Origin of the sequence: Sneathiella sp. (genome assembly GCF_036844445.1) — a bacterium.
GTDB lineage: Bacteria > Pseudomonadota > Alphaproteobacteria > Sneathiellales > Sneathiellaceae > Sneathiella.
This window is the reverse complement of sequence record NZ_DAIUFV010000002.1, coordinates 1-16,875: the sequence shown is the minus strand read 5'-3', so window position 1 is coordinate 16,875 and position 16,875 is coordinate 1. Positions and strand designations below refer to the sequence as shown.

Sequence of the window (16,875 nt, the reverse complement as noted above, 5' to 3'; positions counted from 1 at the left end):
TGATAGCGGCGCTTGCCCCGCGCCCCACGTTAAGTATAAGTATACGCTCTTTTGGAACCAAACGTAATTGTGACTTTTATATCATTTTTAACCCTCGCGAGTTGCCGGGGGAAGAGGTAAGGCGGCCATGGCACGGCTGGTGATGAAATTCGGGGGAACGTCCGTCGGCTCGATCGAGCGGATCAGGAATGTCGCCCAAAAGGTAAAACGGGAAGTCGATGCCGGCCATGAGGTCGCGGTCGTGGTCTCGGCCATGTCCGGCGAGACGAACCGGCTGGTTGATCTGGTGTCGGGCATTTCCAAGCTGCATGATGCGCGCGAATATGACGTTGTCGTGTCGAGCGGCGAACAGGTCAGCGTCGGGCTGCTCGCGCTCGCGTTGCAGGATCTCGGCATTTCGGCACGCTCCTGGCTCGGCTGGCAGATCCCGGTGCGAACCAACGCGACGCACAGCGCCGCCCGGATCGAGGCGATCGACTGCTCGGAGATTATCAAGCGTTTCGCCGAGGGGCAGGTCGCGGTCTGCGCCGGTTTCCAGGGGCTTGGCACCGATAACCGGATCACGACGCTCGGGCGCGGCGGCTCGGATACATCGGCGGTTGCGCTTGCCGCGGCGCTTGAGGCGGATCGCTGCGATATCTATACGGATGTCGACGGCATTTACACCGCCGATCCGCGGATCGCGACAAAGGCCGCCAAACTTGATAAAATCACCTATGAGGAAATGCTCGAGCTGGCCTCGCTCGGCGCAAAGGTCCTGCAGACACGCTCGGTCGAAATGGCAATGAAGTACCGTGTCAAGCTGCAGGTCCTGTCCAGCTTTGACGATTTACCCGGAACATTGGTCGTAGATGAGGAAGATATCGTGGAACATCAGGTCGTAAGCGGCGTTACCTATACCCGTGATGAAGCGAAAATTACGTTGCAGCAGGTTGCCGACCGGCCGGGCGTGGCGGCCCTTGTATTCGGCGCGCTGGCCGACGCCAATGTCAATGTCGACATGATCGTTCAGAACGTCTCCGAGGATGGCAAGGCCACCGACCTCACCTTCACCGTCGGCCGCAAGCAGATCGATCAGGCGCTCGCGGTATTGGAAACGCTGAAAGACAAGGTTTCCTGCAAGGCGATCGTGCCCGATGCCAATGTGGTCAAAGTTTCAATCGTCGGAATGGGCATGCGCAGCCACGCCGGCGTCGCCAAGAAAATGTTCGCGGCGCTTGCCGAGAAGAATATCAATATACAGGTGATCTCGACCTCCGAAATCAAGGTGAGTGTCCTCATCGCGGAGGAATACACCGAACTTGCCGTGAGGACATTGCATACCGCGTTCGGCCTGGACGCCGCTTAATATGGGCGGGCAATTGAAGAATGGCGCGGACTGCCTGGACAAGGCATGGAAGCGCGGCTGTGAGTTCCTGGGTGTGGATTACGCCATTCTCGGCGGCGCGATGTCGTGGGTGTCGGAGCGCAACCTGGTGGCCGCCATCTCCAATGCCGGCGGGTTCGGCGTGATTGCCTGCGGGGCGATGACGCCGGAGTTGCTGGAGGCCGAGATCAAGGGCACGCAGGCGCTGACCGACAAGCCGTTCGGCGTCAACCTCATCACCATGCATCCCGATCTCGACAGGCTCGTCGATGTCTGCCTGTCGCTCAACGTCGGGCATGTGGTACTGGCCGGTGGGATCCCGGCCAAGGAAACGATCGAGAAAATCCGTGAAAGCACGGCCAGGGTCATCTGCTTTACGCCGACGCTGGCGCTCGGCAAGAAGCTGGTGCGCAGCGGCGCCGATGCGCTGGTGATCGAGGGCATGGAGGCCGGTGGCCATATCGGTCCGGTTTCCACCAGCGTGCTCGCGCAGGAAGTGCTGCCGCATATCACTGAAGTGCCGATTTTCGTTGCCGGCGGGATCGGCCGGGGCGAGGCGATCGGGTCTTACCTGCGCATGGGCGCCTCGGGCTGCCAGCTCGGCACCCGCTTCGTCTGTTCCTTTGAATCGATCGCGCATCCCGACTTCAAGAAGGCCTTCATTCGCGCCAACGCCCGCGATGCGGTGACGACGGTGCAGGTGGATCCGATGTTTCCGGTTATCCCGGTGCGCGCGCTCGATAACGCGGGAGGGCAGAAATTCATCGAAACGCAGCATCGCGTGATTGCAAAATACAAGGCGGGCGAAGTGGATCTTGAGACCGCGCGCCTTGAGATCGAGCATTACTGGGCGGGAGCACTGCGGCGCGCTGTGATCGAAGGAGATGTGGAATATGGCTCCGTGATGGCCGGCCAGAGCGTCGGCATGGTGAAGAAGGAGCAATCCATCGACGAGATCATGCAGGAACTGGTGGCCCAGGCGCGGGCGTATTTTGCAGAACATGGAGACTAAGGGAACGGATTGTCAATGAGCGGTCTTGGGATCAGCGCGCCGAGGTTGCTGCTACGCCGGCTCCATCAGGTGATGGCGGGGCGCGGCGACGCCGAGCAGCGCCTGAACCAGATCGTCGTTCTCATTGCCAACAACATGGTCGCCGAGGTCTGCTCCTGCTACCTGCGGCGGGCCGGTGACGTTCTCGAACTTTTTGCCACCCACGGCATCAAGCCGGAAGCCGTGCACAAGACGCGGCTGCGCTTCGGCGAAGGCCTCGTCGGCGATATCGCCGCGCGGGCGCGCCCGCTCAATCTCTCCGACGCCCAGTCGCATCCGCAATTCGCCTATCGCCCGGAGACGGGGGAGGAGGAATATCACTCCCTGCTCGGCACGCCGATCCTGCGCGGCGGGCGGGTGGTCGGCGTTCTTGTCGTGCAGAACCGGACGCGCCGCACCTACACCGAAGAAGAGGTGGAGGCGCTGCAGACCGTCGCCATGGTCGTCGCGGAACTCGTCAGTTCCGAGCAGATGGTCGCGGCGATCGAATTCTCCGACGCCATCGGCAACGCAACGCTGCCGCATCATATCAACGGCCGCGTGCTCGCCGAGGGGCTCGGCGCGGGCACGGCGATGCTGCACGAGCCGCGCATCGAGGTGACGCGGACCATTGCCGAGGACCGGGCGGCGGAGCTGAAGCGCCTCGATGCCGCCATCAGCGCGATGCAGACGACGGTCGACAAGCTGCTGGTCGCGACGGATAATCTGTTCAGCGACGAGTCGAAGGATATCTTCGAAGCCTACAAGATGTTCGCCTATGACAAGGGCTGGCTGCGCAAGCTGCAGGATGCGGTGGGAACCGGCCTCACGGCGGAAGCGGCGATCAAGCGCGTGCAGGACGATACGCGCGCGCGGATGAAGGAGATCACCGATCCCTATCTTCGCGAACGGCTCTCCGAACTCGATGACCTCGCCAACCGTCTCTATCTCCATCTCGACGGCCGGGCGCTGATTGACCGGGGCAATCTCGAACATGATGCGGTGGTGGTCGCGCGCAACATGGGCGCGGCGGAGCTCCTCGATTATGACCGCCGGCATCTGAAGGCCGTGGTGCTGGAGGAGGGGACGCGCTCGAGCCATGTTGCGATCGTCGCGCGGGCGCTCGGCGTACCCGTTGTCGGGCAGTGCGCTGATATTCTCGATAACGTCGAGCAGGGCGATCTGCTGCTGGTCGACGGCGAGCATGCCCAGGTGTTTGTCCGGCCGGGCGAAGATGTCCAGCAGGCCTTTGCCCGCAGCCAGCGTCAGCGGGCCAAGCGCGAGGCGAAATATGCGGCCCTGCGCGACAAGCCCAATATCTCGCTCGACGGCACGCCCTTCAGCCTGAACGTCAACGCCGGTCTCTTGATCGATATCGATCATTTCCCGGAGCTTGGCGCGGACGGCGTCGGTCTCTTCCGTACGGAACTGCAGTTCATGGTGCGCTCCCAGCTGCCGAAGATCGACGCGCAGACGGAGCTTTATTCCCGTGTGCTCGAGAAGATGGGCGACAGCCCCGTGATCTTTCGCACGCTCGATATCGGCGGCGACAAGCTGCTGCCCTATCTCAAGACATGGGATGAAGAGAACCCCGCGCTTGGCTGGCGGGCGATCCGTATCGGGCTCGACCGCCCGGCGCTTCTGCGCAGTCAGCTGCGTGCGCTGGTGCGGGCGGCGGCGGGGCGCGATCTCTCGATCATGTTCCCGATGATCGCCCAGGTCTCCGAGTTTGTGGAGGCGAAGGCGATCCTGAAAAAGGAGCTTGAGAAAGCGGAGCGACGCCCGAACGGACCGCCGAAGTCGGTGCGCGTCGGCGCCATGATAGAGGTTCCGGCGATTGTCTGGCAGCTCCCGCATCTGTTGACTGAAGCGGATTTTATCTCGGTCGGCTCGAACGATCTGATGCAGTTCTTTTTCGCGGTCGATCGCGGCAATCCGGCGGTCGCCGAACGCTACGACACGCTGAACCCGACACTCCTCTTGCTGCTTCGCACCATTGCCGAGCATTGCGAGGTGATGGGCAAGCCGTTCTCGGTCTGTGGGGATATTGCGAGCCGGCCGCTTGAGGCGATGGCGCTGCTCGGCCTTGGCTATCGCAATTTTTCCATGTCGGCGGAAGCCCTTGGCCGGGTCAAGGAGATGGCCCTCAGCGCCGATATCAGCCGGCTCGAAAGCTTCGTGCGCGGGCTCTGCCATTCGCGGGATCACTCGGTACGCGACCAACTCCGGGCGTATGCGAAGGATCACGGGATTATCATATAAATTATTGCAGTTTCCTTATTTTTGCCGATAATGGCGGGCAGACTGTTGGGCGAGTTAAACAACGGTAAAATTGGCGTTTCATTATGGTGAAAGACAGCAAGTGGCGCGAAGGCGCCAGAGAGCCTGATCTGCTTGGCAGGCACGCATCCCGAGGAAGCAGGCTGTCATTTCAAAATACGGAGGAGTATATGACTGATCCGGAGGGGGACGAACCTCTCACGGTCGGTGCACGGCTGCGACTGGCGCGGGAAGAGATGGGTCTCAGCCTGCATCAGGTGGCCGATGTGTTGCGGCTGAAGGCAAGCCAGGTTTATGCGCTGGAAATGGGCGATTACGACGCCCTGCCCGGGCAGACATTCGTGACCGGCTTTCTCCGATCCTACGCCAATCTGCTCAATCTCGATGCCGTCGCCATTGTCGAGCTGTACAAGAATGAGGCGGGCGGCGGACTGCGCGCGCCGTCTCTTGCCTTCCCCGAGCCCACAACCGGCGGGCGTATGCCGGGAACGGGTATCCTGCTCGGCACCTTCGTCGTCGCCCTGATCCTGCTTGCCGGATGGTTCCTTTATCAGGAAAGCGAAAGTTTCGATTTCGAGCGGGTTGCGGAACTTCCCGAACATCTCGCCGGCAAGATCCTGGAGGAAGATACCGGCAGCGAGCGTCCAGCCGCGACAAGTTCAGAGGGCAGCGTGACCGCGCCAAACAATGTCGTCGGCATTACGCCCGCGGCCCCGCAGGCCGGGACAAGCGATGATCCGGCGGGTGAGACGGCGGCGAGTGAGCCGGAGACGGCGCCGCTTGCATCCTCGGCTGCGGAGACGGCGGAGAGCGCGGTGGCAGACAATGTCCCGGCCTCCGAAAGCGAGGAGGAGACAACAGCATCGGTAAGCGGCGCGGAGACAGAAGCGACCTCGGCGACGCCGGAGACAACCTCGCCGTCAGTTACCGCAGAGGCAGCGCCTGCGGCGAGCGTCACAGCGGAGGAGGCGGAGAGCGCATCCGATGCGGGTACCGGTGCGGCGGCGGCCGGAGCGACGGCAGGCTATCCGCAGGATACCCTGAATACGGCGAGCGCGGCGCAGCCCGCCTCTGAAGAGACACCGGCCAATCCGCTGTCACGGACCTTTGGTGTCGAGAATACGGATGCCCGCGTCGTGCTGCGGGCAACGGAAGAGAGCTGGGTCGAGGTCCGGGTCGGCAATCAGAGGCCGGTCCTCTCGCGCGTTCTCAATCCGGGTGACGTCTATATGGTGCCGAACGATCCTGATCTGAAGATGACGACCGGCAATGCGGGCGGCCTTGAAATTCTGGTCGACGGGCAGGAAATCAGGTCGCTCGGCGGCACCGGCAAGATCGTGCGCGATATTTCGCTTGCCGCGAACAGCCTGATCGAGAATATCGGGCTGCAATAGCGTCTTTGACTTGCCATCGGACCCGGGACGGTATTACTTGTAATTTTCACGATTAGCCGTCATTTTAGGCGTCACAGGCGGCTCGGCCCCTGTTGACGCATCTTTGCTGAAGTGTGACCCAATGAGCATCAGACCATATCGAGAGATCATCCGGCGCAAGTCCCGGCAGATTTTTGTTGGCAATGTCCCTGTCGGGGGCGATGCGCCGATCACGGTGCAGTCGATGACCAACACGCTGACGTCCGATGCGAAAGCGACGATTGAACAGATCCTGGCGCTCGAAGCGGCGGGCGCGGATATGGTGCGCGTCTCCTGCCCCGATGAGGCGAGCACGAAAGCGCTGAAGGAGATCGTCCGCGAAACCAACGTCCCGATCATTGCGGATATCCATTTCCACTACAAGCGCGGCATCGAGGCGGCGGAAGCGGGGGCGGCCTGCCTGCGGATCAACCCCGGCAATATCGGCTCGCCCGATCGCGTGCGCGATGTGGTGAAGGCGGCGGTCGATCATAACTGTTCGATGCGCATCGGCGTGAATGCCGGCAGCCTTGAGCGCGAGCTGCTCGAAAAATATGGCGAGCCCTGCCCCGAGGCGATGGTGGAATCGGCGCTCAATCACGCGCGCATCCTCGAAGACAACGACTTCTTCAACTTCAAGATCAGCGTCAAGGCGTCCGACGTCTTTCTCTCGGTTGCCGCCTATCAGGGCCTTGCGGAAGCCTGTGATTATCCGCTGCATCTTGGCATCACGGAGGCGGGCAGCTTCACGAGCGGGACGGTCAAATCCTCGATCGGCCTTGGCATGCTGCTCTGGTCGGGCATCGGCGACACGCTTCGCGTCTCGCTCTCCGCCGATCCGGTGGAAGAGGTCAAGGTCGGTTATGAAATTCTCAAAAGCTTTGGCCTGCGCCGGCGCGGCGTGACCATCATCTCCTGCCCGTCCTGCGCGCGGCAGGCCTTCCCGGTGATCAAGACCGTGGAAATTCTCGAGGAGCGTCTCGCCCATATCCAGACGCCGCTCACCCTCTCGATCATCGGCTGCGTCGTCAACGGCCCGGGCGAAGCGCGCGAGACGGATATCGGCCTGACCGGCGGCGGCAAGGGCCATCACATGGTATATCTCAGCGGCGTCACCGATCATCGGATCGACACCGGCGGCATGGTCGATCACATCGTCGAACTGGTCGAGGCGAGGGCAGCGGAAATCGAAGCCCTTGATGCGGCCGAAGCGGCGGCACCCAATGATGCGAAATCGGCCGCCGTGCGCATCGCCTGAATACTCCCCACAGCCACAGCAGTTACGGAAGCAAGAAATGTCTCAACCACAGCCAGTCCGCGGCACCCATGACCTGTTGCCCGAGGATTTCGCGCGGCACGCCCGTGTGCAGCAGATCGCGCGGGACATGGCTGGCCGTTTCGGTTACTTCGAGATGGCGACGCCGATCTTCGAATTTACCGAGGTGTTCGCCCGCACCATGGGCGAGACGTCGGATGTGGTCTCGAAAGAGATGTATTCCTTCGAGAGCCGCGGCGGCGAGAGCATGACACTGCGCCCGGAATATACCGCCGGCATCTGCCGCGCCTTCATCAGCAACGGGCTGCAGCAGCAGGTGCCCTTTAAGGTGTTTGCGACCGGTCCGATGTTCCGCTATGAGCGGCCGCAGAAAGGACGGCAGCGCCAGTTCCACCAGATTGACGTGGAATGTATCGGCGCGGCCGAACCGGACGCCGATGTCGAGGTGATCGCGCTTGGCGCGGCCATTCTGGAGGCGCTTGGTGTTCTGAAGGACTGCACGCTTGAGATCAATACCCTCGGCGATCAGGAAAGCCGGCAGGCTTACCGCGCGGTGCTGGTCGACTATTTCGGCGATCATCGGGGGAGCCTCTCCAAAGACAGCCTCGACCGGCTTGAGCGTAACCCGCTCCGCATCCTCGACAGCAAGGATCCGGGCGATCGTGTCCTCGTCGAGAAAGCGCCGCTCTATACCGACTATCTCAACAGCGCCTCGAAGGACTTCTTTGCCGAGGTGCTGGCAGGGCTCGATTTGCTCGGCATCGGCTATCATGTGAACCAGCGGCTCGTCCGCGGTCTCGACTATTACACCCATACCGCGTTTGAGTTCACCACGACGGCGCTTGGCGCACAAGGAGCCGTGATTGCGGGCGGGCGCTATGACGGCCTGATCGAAGCGCTTGGCGGCAAGCCGACGCCCGGAATCGGCTGGGCCGGCGGCGTCGAGCGGCTCGCGATGCTGGCCGAAGGTGCGCCCGAGACCATCCGTCCCATTGCCGTCATCCCGGTCGGCGAGGCGGCGGAGGCGGCGGCCCTCAAACTCGCCTATTCGCTGCGGCGTGCCGGACATGTCATCGAAATGGCGTTCAAGGGCAACCTCTCGAAGCGAATGAAGCGCGCCAACAAGCTGAACGCCCGCGCGGCAATTTTGCTGGGGGAGGATGAGCTTGCCCGCGATGTCTGCACGCTCCGCGACCTTGATAAGGGCGAGCAGACAGAGGTGGCGCTCACGGCGCTCGATCCCGCCCTTGCGGCCCTCGGCCGAGGTTAAGGAGACAGATGCTTCCCGAAGACAAGCTGAAACTGATCCTCGCGCGCTCGGAAGAGCTGGAAGCGGCGATGTCGGGCGAAATGGGCGAGGTGGCGCCTGAAGACTTCGTGCGCATGAGCCGGGAATATTCGGAGATCAAGCCGCTTGTCGAGGCGATTGGCAAATTTCACGCGGCGCGAAAAGAGCTCGCGGAACTGAACGAGATGCTGACGAGCCCCGACACCGACGCCGAAATGCGCGAGATGGCGGAGCTTGAGATTGACGAGCTTGAGGCGCGGCTGCCCGAACTTGAACATTCGATCAGGATCCAGCTACTTCCGAAAGATGATGCGGACGAGAAGAACGCGATCCTTGAAATCCGCGCCGGGACGGGCGGCGAGGAGGCGGCGCTTTTTGCGGCCGATCTCCTGCGGATGTATCAGCGCTATGCCGAGCATCTCGGCTGGAAATATGAGGTCATGTCACTCTCGGAATCCGACCTTGGCGGTATCAAGGAGGTTATCGTCAAGGTGACCGGGCGCAATGTCTTCGCCAATCTGAAGTTTGAATCCGGGGTGCATCGCGTGCAGCGGGTGCCGGAGACGGAGACAGGCGGGCGTATCCACACCTCGGCGGCGACCGTTGCGGTTCTGCCGGAAGCCGAGGAGGTCGATGTGCAGATCGCCGAGAGCGACCTTCGCATTGATATCTTCCGCGCTTCGGGCCCCGGCGGCCAGTCGGTCAATACGACCGACTCCGCGGTTCGCATTACGCATCTGCCGACCGGCATCGTCGTCCAGCAGCAGGATGAGAAGTCGCAGCACAAAAACAAGGCGAAGGCGATGAGCGTCCTTCGCGCCCGCATTTACGAGGCCGAACGGGCGGCCCGCGCGGCGGAGCGATCGGCGGCGCGAAAAGGCCAGGTCGGCTCGGGCGACCGCTCGGAGCGGGTGCGCACCTACAACTTTCCGCAAGGTCGCGTGACGGACCATCGCATCAATTTGACGCTTTACAAGCTCGACAAGGTGCTGGCGGGCGAAGCGCTCAATGAGGTGATCGAGGCACTGATCGCGGAGGACCAGGCGGCGCAGCTTGCAGAGATTGAAGGTGACCGCTGAGTTTGCCGCGCCGGCGCTCGCAGGCGCCATCACCGCGGCGGCGGCGCAGCTTTCGGCCGCCGGCATCGAGGGCGCCCGGCGCGAGGCGATGCTGCTGATGGCGCATCTCCTGAAAAGTGATATCGGTATTATATATCGGGAAAATGAGCGGCGGCTTTCCGTGGATGAGCATGCCGCGTTCGATGCGCTTGTTGCGCGGCGCGCGGCGCGCGAGCCGCTTTCCCATATCACGGGCCGGCGCGAATTCTGGAGCCTTGAATTTCGCGTCAGCGGCGATGTTCTCGATCCGCGCCCCGATAGCGAAACACTGATCGAGGCGGTTCTGGATTATTGTGCCGCCGGGTTCGCGCCGCGGCATATTCTCGACCTCGGGACGGGCAGCGGCTGTCTTCTTCTTGCGTTACTGCATGAACTGCCGGAGGCGGAGGGGACAGGCGTCGATCTCAGTGAGGCCGCGCTTATCGTCGCCCGGGAAAATGCGGAGCGGCTTTCGCTGGCGCGCCGGGCGACTTTTATCCGCAGCCATTGGGGGGAGGCGCTTGCGGGGACGTTCGATCTGATCGTCAGCAACCCGCCTTATATCCCGGCGGCGGAGATTGCCTCCCTGCAACCGGAGGTACGTGACTATGAGCCGCATCTTGCCCTCATCGGCGGGGCGGACGGGCTCGATTGTTACCGCGCAATCATTGCCGATGCGCGCCGGCTTTTGCGCCCGGACGGGATCATTATTTTCGAAGCAGGGGCCGGACAGGCGCCGGATGTCGGCCGGTTGCTGGCCGAAGCGGGGTTGCGTGACGTTCGCTTTTTCCGCGATATCGCGGGTATAGAGCGTTGCATTGCTGCCATAGATCGCAAATAACGCCCTTTCTTTGAAAAAAACAATGGATTATTATAAAAACAGCAGGTAGGATTTTTGACGATCATATTGAAGAATGAGACCTGCACCTTAAGGTCCGTGATCGTTATTTAATTCAAAATCAGGTCTTAGCCGCTCGGGTAATGCCTTCCCGGACCGGGAGCGGAGTATGTTTCGGCTCCTGAATTGAATGATCTTGCATTAGACAGAACTCTAGATTGACGGAATCATTGCGATAATGAGAGTAAGCAGTAACAGGCGTGCCCGCGGTGGGCGGGCAAACACGGGTGGAAATCGCTCGGGCTCAGGGAGCAACCGCCGCTCTAACGGCGCGAACCGGTCTTATGACAGCAACGGGCCGGACGGGAAAATTCGCGGCACGGCAATGCAGGTTTATGACAAGTATGTCAGTCTTGGAACCGACGCGCAGAATTCCGGCGATCGCATTGCCGCCGAGAATTATTTCCAGCATGCAGAGCATTATTTCCGCATCCTTGCGGCGAACTCCGTGCCGGTCCGCGACCGGCAGATGTCGGAAAATACCGACCACTCCTCCTATGACGATAGCGATACCGATGAGGACGTCGTCCAGCTCTCCGGCGACGCGCAGCCGAACGGCAATGTCGCGCTCGAGGACAATGACAGCGACGATGAGGATGACGACGCGCCGATTGATCTCAGCAAGGCGGAGCAGCCGGATGTCGCGCTGCCGATCGATCCCGAATTCGCCGAGGCGCGCGGCGCGGAGGCCGACGCCGAGGCGGAGGTTAAGCCGAAGCGAAAAGTGAGCCGCACCCGCACCTTGCGCCGGCGCACTTCGAGCCGGAACGTTTCCGACAAGGAAGCGGAGGAAAATGCGACGAGCGAGTAATCGCTCCGCTCATTGAGGGGCTTGGCCCTCCTTCCACTCATGACAGTCTCAATCTCACGGGCGAAAGAGTGCGCGCAGAAGACGCGCAGATCTCTCTTTCGCCCGGCGTCATGACGTGTCGGATCCGCCTTGAAATCAACCATCCTCTGACCACATAGTAATTCAGTTCAATAACGCCGTTGGCGGGCTTGCATGTGGATTGCCTCGCGGGATCCCGGTGAGCGGCGCAGCTTACACAGCGGCCTATGTGTCGAGGACGAGCATGGATATCGAAAAATATACGGACCGGTCAAAAGGGTTCATACAGGCGGCGCAAACTCTGGCGCTTCGTGAAAATCATCAGCGGCTGACGCCGGAACATCTCCTGAAAGCCCTTCTGGACGACAAGGAAGGGATGGCGAGCGGGCTGATCGCGCGCGCCGGCGGCGATGCCCGCCGTGCCCGGGAGGGCGTTGACGCGGCGATCGGGAAACTTCCCAAAGTGACCGGCAGCGGGGCAGGGCAGCTCTCGCTGACCCCGGAGCTTGCGCGCGTTTTTGCCTCCGCCGAGACGCTCGCGGAGAAGGCGGGCGACAATTTCGTCACCGTCGAGCGGCTGCTGCTCGCCCTCGCCCTTGAGAAGGGCACCGAGTCCGCGAAGATCCTGGACGGCGCGGGTATCACTGCGAACAATCTCAATGCCGCCATCAATGACCTGCGTAAAGGCCGCACCGCCGACAGCGCCGGCGCGGAAGCTGGCTATGATGCGCTCAACAAATACGCCCGCGACCTTACGGAAGTCGCGCGAAGCGGCAAGCTTGACCCGGTTATCGGCCGTGATGAGGAAATCCGCCGTACCATCCAGGTGCTGTCGCGCCGGACAAAAAACAACCCCGTCCTGATCGGTGAGCCGGGCGTCGGTAAGACCGCGATTGTCGAAGGCCTCGCGCTGCGTATCGTCAATGGCGATGTGCCGGAAAGCCTGAAGCACAAGAAGCTGATGAGCCTCGATCTTGGCCAATTGATTGCGGGCGCCAAGTACCGCGGCGAGTTCGAGGAGCGGCTGAAGGCGGTTCTCTCTGAAATCTCGGCGGCGGGCGGCGAGATCATTCTTTTCATTGATGAGTTGCACACGCTTGTCGGCGCCGGCGCGGCGGAAGGCTCGATGGATGCCTCGAACCTCCTGAAACCCGCCCTTGCGCGCGGCGAACTGCACTGCGTCGGTGCGACAACGCTCGATGAATACCGCAAATATATCGAGAAGGACGCGGCGCTCGCGCGGCGCTTCCAGTCCGTCTTTGTCTCCGAGCCGACGGTCGAGGACACCATCTCCATCCTCCGTGGTCTCAAGGAGAAATACGAGGTTCACCACGGCGTGCAGATTTCCGACAGCGCCCTCGTCGCCGCCGCGACGCTCTCGAACCGCTATATCACCGATCGCTTCCTCCCCGACAAGGCCATCGATCTGGTCGACGAAGCGGCGAGCCGCCGGCGGATGGAGGTTGACAGCAAGCCCGAGGAGATTGACGAGCTGGATCGGCGTATCCTGCAAATGAAAATCGAAGCCTCGGCGCTTGAGAAGGAGACCGACAAGGCATCGCAGGAGCGGCTTGAAAAACTCAAGACGGACCTGGTCGCGCTCGAGAAGCAGTCTGCGGATCTGACCGAAGCCTGGCAGCTCGAGAAAGAAAAGCTCAACCGCGCGCAGTCGGTGAAAGAAAAGTTGGATGCGGCAAGGAACGAGCTTGTCACCGTGCAGCGGCAGGGCAACCTGCAGCGGGCGGGGGAGCTTGCCTATGGCGTGATCCCGGCGCTTGAGAAAGAGCTTGCGGAAGCGGAAGAGGCAGAAGGCTCCTCGCTCGTCAGCGAAAGCGTGAAAGAAGATGATATCGCCGGCGTCGTCTCGCGCTGGACCGGTATCCCGGTTGATAAAATGCTCTCGGGCGAGCGCGAGAAGCTGCTGAACATGGAAAATGACCTCCGCCGGCGCGTCGTCGGGCAGGAGGATGCGCTCATAGCCGTCTCCAATGCCGTGCGCCGGGCCCGCGCGGGCCTTCAGGATCCGAACCGGCCGATCGGCTCGTTCCTGTTCCTCGGGCCGACGGGCGTTGGCAAGACGGAGCTGACAAAGGCGCTCGCCGCCTTCCTCTTCGATGACGAGCAGGCGCTGCTGCGCGTCGATATGTCTGAATTCATGGAAAAGCACAGCGTCGCGCGGCTGATCGGCGCACCGCCCGGCTATGTCGGTTATGATCAGGGCGGCGTCCTCACCGAAGCGGTGCGGCGGCGTCCCTATCAGGTGATCCTGTTCGACGAGGTGGAAAAGGCGCATCCGGATGTTTTCAACGTCCTGTTGCAGGTTCTCGATGATGGCCGCCTGACCGATGGGCAGGGGCGTACGGTTGACTTCAAGAACACGCTGATCATCCTCACCTCCAACCTCGGCAGTGAGTATCTCGCAAATACCGATAATGCCGATGACGAACTGGTCCGCCATCAGGTGATGGAGGCGGTGCGCGCCGCGTTCCGCCCGGAATTCCTGAACCGGCTGGATGAGCAGATCATTTTCCATCGCCTGAGCCGCGAGAATATGACGGCGATTGTCGATATCCAGGTCGCGCATCTGCAACAGCTTCTGGCGGACCGGAATATCTCACTGCATCTCGACGGCGCGGCGCATGAATGGCTCGCGAACCGGGGCTATGATCCGATTTACGGCGCCCGGCCGCTGAAGCGGGTGATCCAGCGGTATCTGCAGAACCCGCTCGCCTCGCGTATCCTCGAGGGCGCTATTGGCGACGGCGATACGGTCGAGATATCGGCGAGTGGCGATAGCCTGACGATCAATGGAGAGGCGGTCCCGGACGACTGACCGCTCTCTCCTTAAAATGAAAACGGCTGCCATTTCCGGCAGCCGTTTTTGTTTTATCCGCGCGACGGGATCAGTCTTTGAGCTTCGCGACCAGGCGGGTTTCCATATCCGCGCTTGCGACTTCCTTTTCGATCTTTCCCTTTGTCGCATTGAACGCACTCAGCATCTTGCCCTCGAGCTTGCGCCCTGCCGGCAGCTTCACCGAGAGCGGGTTGATCTGCGTGCCGTTCTTGTGCACTTCATAGTGCAGATGCGGGCCGGTGGAGCGGCCGGTGGTGCCGACATAGCCGATGATCTGACCCTGCTTCACCTGAACGCCCTTGCGGATCCCCTTGCCGAATTTGCTCATATGCGCATAGGCGGTCTTGTAGGTATCGTTGTGGCGGATGCGGACATAGTTGCCATAGCCGCCGTTCGCGCCGGCGAATTCAACGACGCCGTTCCCTGCGGCCATGATCGGCGTGCCGGTTCGTGCGCCGAAGTCCGCGCCGCGGTGCATCTTGGTATAGCCGAGAACCGGATGCTTGCGCTTGCCGAATTTCGAGGTGAGGCGTGCGCCATCGATCGGTGTGCGCATCAGCGACTTGCGAACGCTCTGGCCCTTCTCGTCGTAATAATCGACGATGCCGTCATCGGTTGTCTTGAAGCGATAGAGGGTGATCGTCTTGCCGCTCAGGGTCATCGACGCCCAGACGATTGATCCGTCTTTAAGGATGTTGCCGTTTTCATCGGCAAAACGCTCGAAGTAAACTTCGAAGCTGTCGCCGGGCTGGATCTCCCGCTGGAAGTCGACGTCATAGCTGAAGATGCGGATCATATCGACAATCACGCGGGTCGGGATGCCGGCCTGCGCGGCGGAGAGGAAGAGGGAGCTGTCGATCACGCCGCCGGCGCGCGTCATTTTCTTGTCGAGCTCGAGGATGGTTTCCTGCGGCGTAAAGCCGGCGCCCGGGGTGCGCACGGCGGCAAGCTGGCGGTCAACATCTTCATTGAGCGCAACGCGGATCAGGCTCGGCGCGGCACTGTCCCGGCTCTCGGTATCTTCGGCGTTTCCGAAGTAAAGAGTGATATCCTGCCCGACCTTGAGGCTGCGCGGATCGAAAATCTCGTTCAGCGCGGTGATGGCTTCATGGCTTTCGCTGCGGTCCACGCCGGCCCGGGTGAGGACGGTCATCAGCGTATCGCCCTTGTTGACGGAGACGGTCTTGGTCGTCTCCTCGATTGCCTCGGCGGCGGGCGCGACATAGGCGGCAACGGTGATTTCCTCATCCGCCTCCGCACCATCGGCGATCTCGTCGAGCGGATCGGAGGCGGTGGCGTTAAGCGCGAGGGCCGCCGGCGCATCATTGCCGAGGTCTGCTGTCATGAGATCGGGAGTTGTCATCTCCGGCACGTCTTTGAGGGTGCTTGCCTCGACATTTACATCTGAGCCGGTGAGAACGAAGGTGGCGAGAAGAGCGCCGACTGCGCCGCCGCCAATCATTGTTATAACAGGTATCATCAGGGATTTGGCGGCCGACCTTTTAAAGGCGCCTGACTTTACTTTTTTCTGCACTCGTTAAACCACCCGTGTCGTTTTATCTGCCTTGCAGCTAATTAACCATAAATGCGCGTCAAAAGATGCGGTGAGATAGAGATTTTGTCAACTATTCCTGAATTTTTTCTTAAATTATCGCCGTTAATGCGCAGCGGTCGCCCGGCGCCTGAATCAGGTCGCCAAAAAGGCGGCCCTCATTGCCGCCTCCGCTCGCATGTCCCGATTGCCCGCGATGGCTTTCGCCGCTCCCGGGATGACGCTTTCTAGGGAAAATTTGTGGCAGCAACATGGCCGGCAAAAAAATTTAAAATTATGGTGTTGACTGGTTTGTTCCGAGGTCCTATAAGGCGGCTCTTGCTGGCGGGCAGGGAGTTCTGGTCGCTGGTTTTCGGGGGTCTTGTTTTGGGCTTTCGGGTTTTTGTTTGACATTGTTGATGATTGAGAAGGGATGCCTGGGCGGCGGGGTTGTTGGAAGACGACTTTTCGTTGCAACGGGTATCTTGAGATTATGTATTGGGCGAGAGCCTGATACGTAAGGTTTAAGTTCAGCGTATGGGTAGTTTTTGCTGCTCATATATTAGACGTTGTGACGGGAAGAAGTTAATTCTAATCAAACTTGAGAGTTTGATCCTGGCTCAGAACGAACGCTGGCGGCAGGCCTAACACATGCAAGTCGAACGAGAAGCTGGCTTCGGTCAGTGGAGAGTGGCGCACGGGTGAGTAACGCGTGGGAATTTGCCTTTCGGTACGGGATAACGTCTGGAAACGGGCGCTAATACCGTATGATGTCTACGGACCAAAGATTTATCGCCGAGAGAGGAGCCCGCGTAGGATTAGGTAGTTGGTGGGGTAATGGCTCACCAAGCCGACGATCCTTAGCTGTTCTGAGAGGAAGATCAGCCACACTGGGACTGAGACACGGCCCAGACTCCTACGGGAGGCAGCAGTGGGGAATATTGGACAATGGGCGCAAGCCTGATCCAGCCATGCCGCGTGAGTGAAGAAGGCCCTAGGGTTGTAAAGCTCTTT

General features: G+C 61.0%; 11 protein-coding genes and 1 rRNA gene. 11 read left to right on the top strand and 1 reads right to left on the bottom strand.

Going from position 1 to position 16,875, the window contains the following annotated elements; translation table 11 throughout:
* Window positions 1-127 precede the first annotated feature (127 nt).
* The 10 genes from V7Z56_RS03385 (at window position 128) to clpB (ending at window position 14,309) form a co-directional block, all read left to right on the top strand.
* Window positions 128-1,348: an aspartate kinase gene (locus tag V7Z56_RS03385; protein ID WP_334127945.1), complete on the top strand. Its 1,221-nt coding sequence runs from the start codon at window positions 128-130 to the stop codon at window positions 1,346-1,348.
* A gap of 1 nt (window position 1,349) precedes the next feature.
* A complete protein-coding gene (locus tag V7Z56_RS03380; RefSeq protein ID WP_334127944.1) occupies window positions 1,350-2,378 on the top strand; it encodes an NAD(P)H-dependent flavin oxidoreductase in 1,029 nt (342 codons plus the stop codon).
* A 15-nt stretch (window positions 2,379-2,393) separates the two neighbouring features.
* A complete protein-coding gene (ptsP, locus tag V7Z56_RS03375; RefSeq protein ID WP_334127943.1) occupies window positions 2,394-4,658 on the top strand; it encodes a phosphoenolpyruvate--protein phosphotransferase in 2,265 nt (754 codons plus the stop codon).
* A gap of 188 nt (window positions 4,659-4,846) precedes the next feature.
* Window positions 4,847-6,070, top strand: a complete 1,224-nt coding sequence (locus tag V7Z56_RS03370; protein WP_334127942.1) for a RodZ domain-containing protein — start codon at window positions 4,847-4,849, stop codon at window positions 6,068-6,070.
* 121 nt (window positions 6,071-6,191) lie between these two features.
* Window positions 6,192-7,346, top strand: coding sequence for a flavodoxin-dependent (E)-4-hydroxy-3-methylbut-2-enyl-diphosphate synthase (ispG, locus tag V7Z56_RS03365; protein WP_334127941.1), 1,155 nt, complete (start codon window positions 6,192-6,194; stop codon window positions 7,344-7,346).
* Between the two features lie 37 nt (window positions 7,347-7,383).
* Window positions 7,384-8,634 (top strand): histidine--tRNA ligase, encoded by a 1,251-nt coding sequence (gene hisS / locus V7Z56_RS03360; protein WP_334127940.1) that lies wholly within the window; start codon window positions 7,384-7,386, stop codon window positions 8,632-8,634.
* Between the two features lie 8 nt (window positions 8,635-8,642).
* Entirely contained in the window at window positions 8,643-9,731 is a 1,089-nt protein-coding gene (gene prfA, locus V7Z56_RS03355; RefSeq protein WP_334127939.1) for a peptide chain release factor 1, read from the top strand.
* Window positions 9,721-10,590, top strand: coding sequence for a peptide chain release factor N(5)-glutamine methyltransferase (prmC, locus tag V7Z56_RS03350; RefSeq protein WP_334127938.1), 870 nt, complete (start codon window positions 9,721-9,723; stop codon window positions 10,588-10,590). Before prfA ends, prmC begins: the two co-directional genes overlap by 11 nt.
* A gap of 235 nt (window positions 10,591-10,825) precedes the next feature.
* Complete coding sequence (locus V7Z56_RS03345; protein ID WP_334127937.1) at window positions 10,826-11,458, top strand: DUF4167 domain-containing protein; 633 nt, start codon at window positions 10,826-10,828, stop codon at window positions 11,456-11,458.
* 262 nt (window positions 11,459-11,720) lie between these two features.
* The gene (gene clpB, locus V7Z56_RS03340) at window positions 11,721-14,309 is read left to right on the top strand and encodes an ATP-dependent chaperone ClpB (RefSeq protein ID WP_334127936.1); all 2,589 of its coding nucleotides are present in this window, start codon (window positions 11,721-11,723) and stop codon (window positions 14,307-14,309) included.
* 70 nt (window positions 14,310-14,379) lie between these two features.
* Here the strand turns inward: clpB and V7Z56_RS03335 are convergent, their stop codons facing one another.
* The gene (locus V7Z56_RS03335; RefSeq protein ID WP_334127935.1) at window positions 14,380-15,810 is read right to left on the bottom strand and encodes a M23 family metallopeptidase; all 1,431 of its coding nucleotides are present in this window, start codon (window positions 15,808-15,810) and stop codon (window positions 14,380-14,382) included.
* Window positions 15,811-16,458: 648 nt separating this feature from the next.
* On the opposite strand from V7Z56_RS03335, the gene V7Z56_RS03330 reads away from it, so the two are divergent.
* Window positions 16,459-16,875: ribosomal RNA gene (locus V7Z56_RS03330) — 16S ribosomal RNA — on the top strand; the annotation flags it as partial.

What these genes read in the sequence shown, in the direction of transcription:
- prfA (WP_334127939.1), top strand. Translation starts at nt 8,643, where the DNA reads ATGCTTCCCGAAGACAAGCTGAAACTGATCCTCGCGCGCTCGGAAGAG.
- ptsP (WP_334127943.1), top strand. Translation starts at nt 2,394, where the DNA reads ATGAGCGGTCTTGGGATCAGCGCGCCGAGGTTGCTGCTACGCCGGCTC.
- V7Z56_RS03345 (WP_334127937.1), top strand. Translation starts at nt 10,826, where the DNA reads ATGAGAGTAAGCAGTAACAGGCGTGCCCGCGGTGGGCGGGCAAACACG.
- V7Z56_RS03385 (WP_334127945.1), top strand. Translation starts at nt 128, where the DNA reads ATGGCACGGCTGGTGATGAAATTCGGGGGAACGTCCGTCGGCTCGATC.
- ispG (WP_334127941.1), top strand. Translation starts at nt 6,192, where the DNA reads ATGAGCATCAGACCATATCGAGAGATCATCCGGCGCAAGTCCCGGCAG.
- V7Z56_RS03380 (WP_334127944.1), top strand. Translation starts at nt 1,350, where the DNA reads ATGGGCGGGCAATTGAAGAATGGCGCGGACTGCCTGGACAAGGCATGG.
- V7Z56_RS03335 (WP_334127935.1), bottom strand. Translation starts at nt 15,810, where the DNA reads ATGATACCTGTTATAACAATGATTGGCGGCGGCGCAGTCGGCGCTCTT.
- hisS (WP_334127940.1), top strand. Translation starts at nt 7,384, where the DNA reads ATGTCTCAACCACAGCCAGTCCGCGGCACCCATGACCTGTTGCCCGAG.
- clpB (WP_334127936.1), top strand. Translation starts at nt 11,721, where the DNA reads ATGGATATCGAAAAATATACGGACCGGTCAAAAGGGTTCATACAGGCG.
- V7Z56_RS03370 (WP_334127942.1), top strand. Translation starts at nt 4,847, where the DNA reads ATGACTGATCCGGAGGGGGACGAACCTCTCACGGTCGGTGCACGGCTG.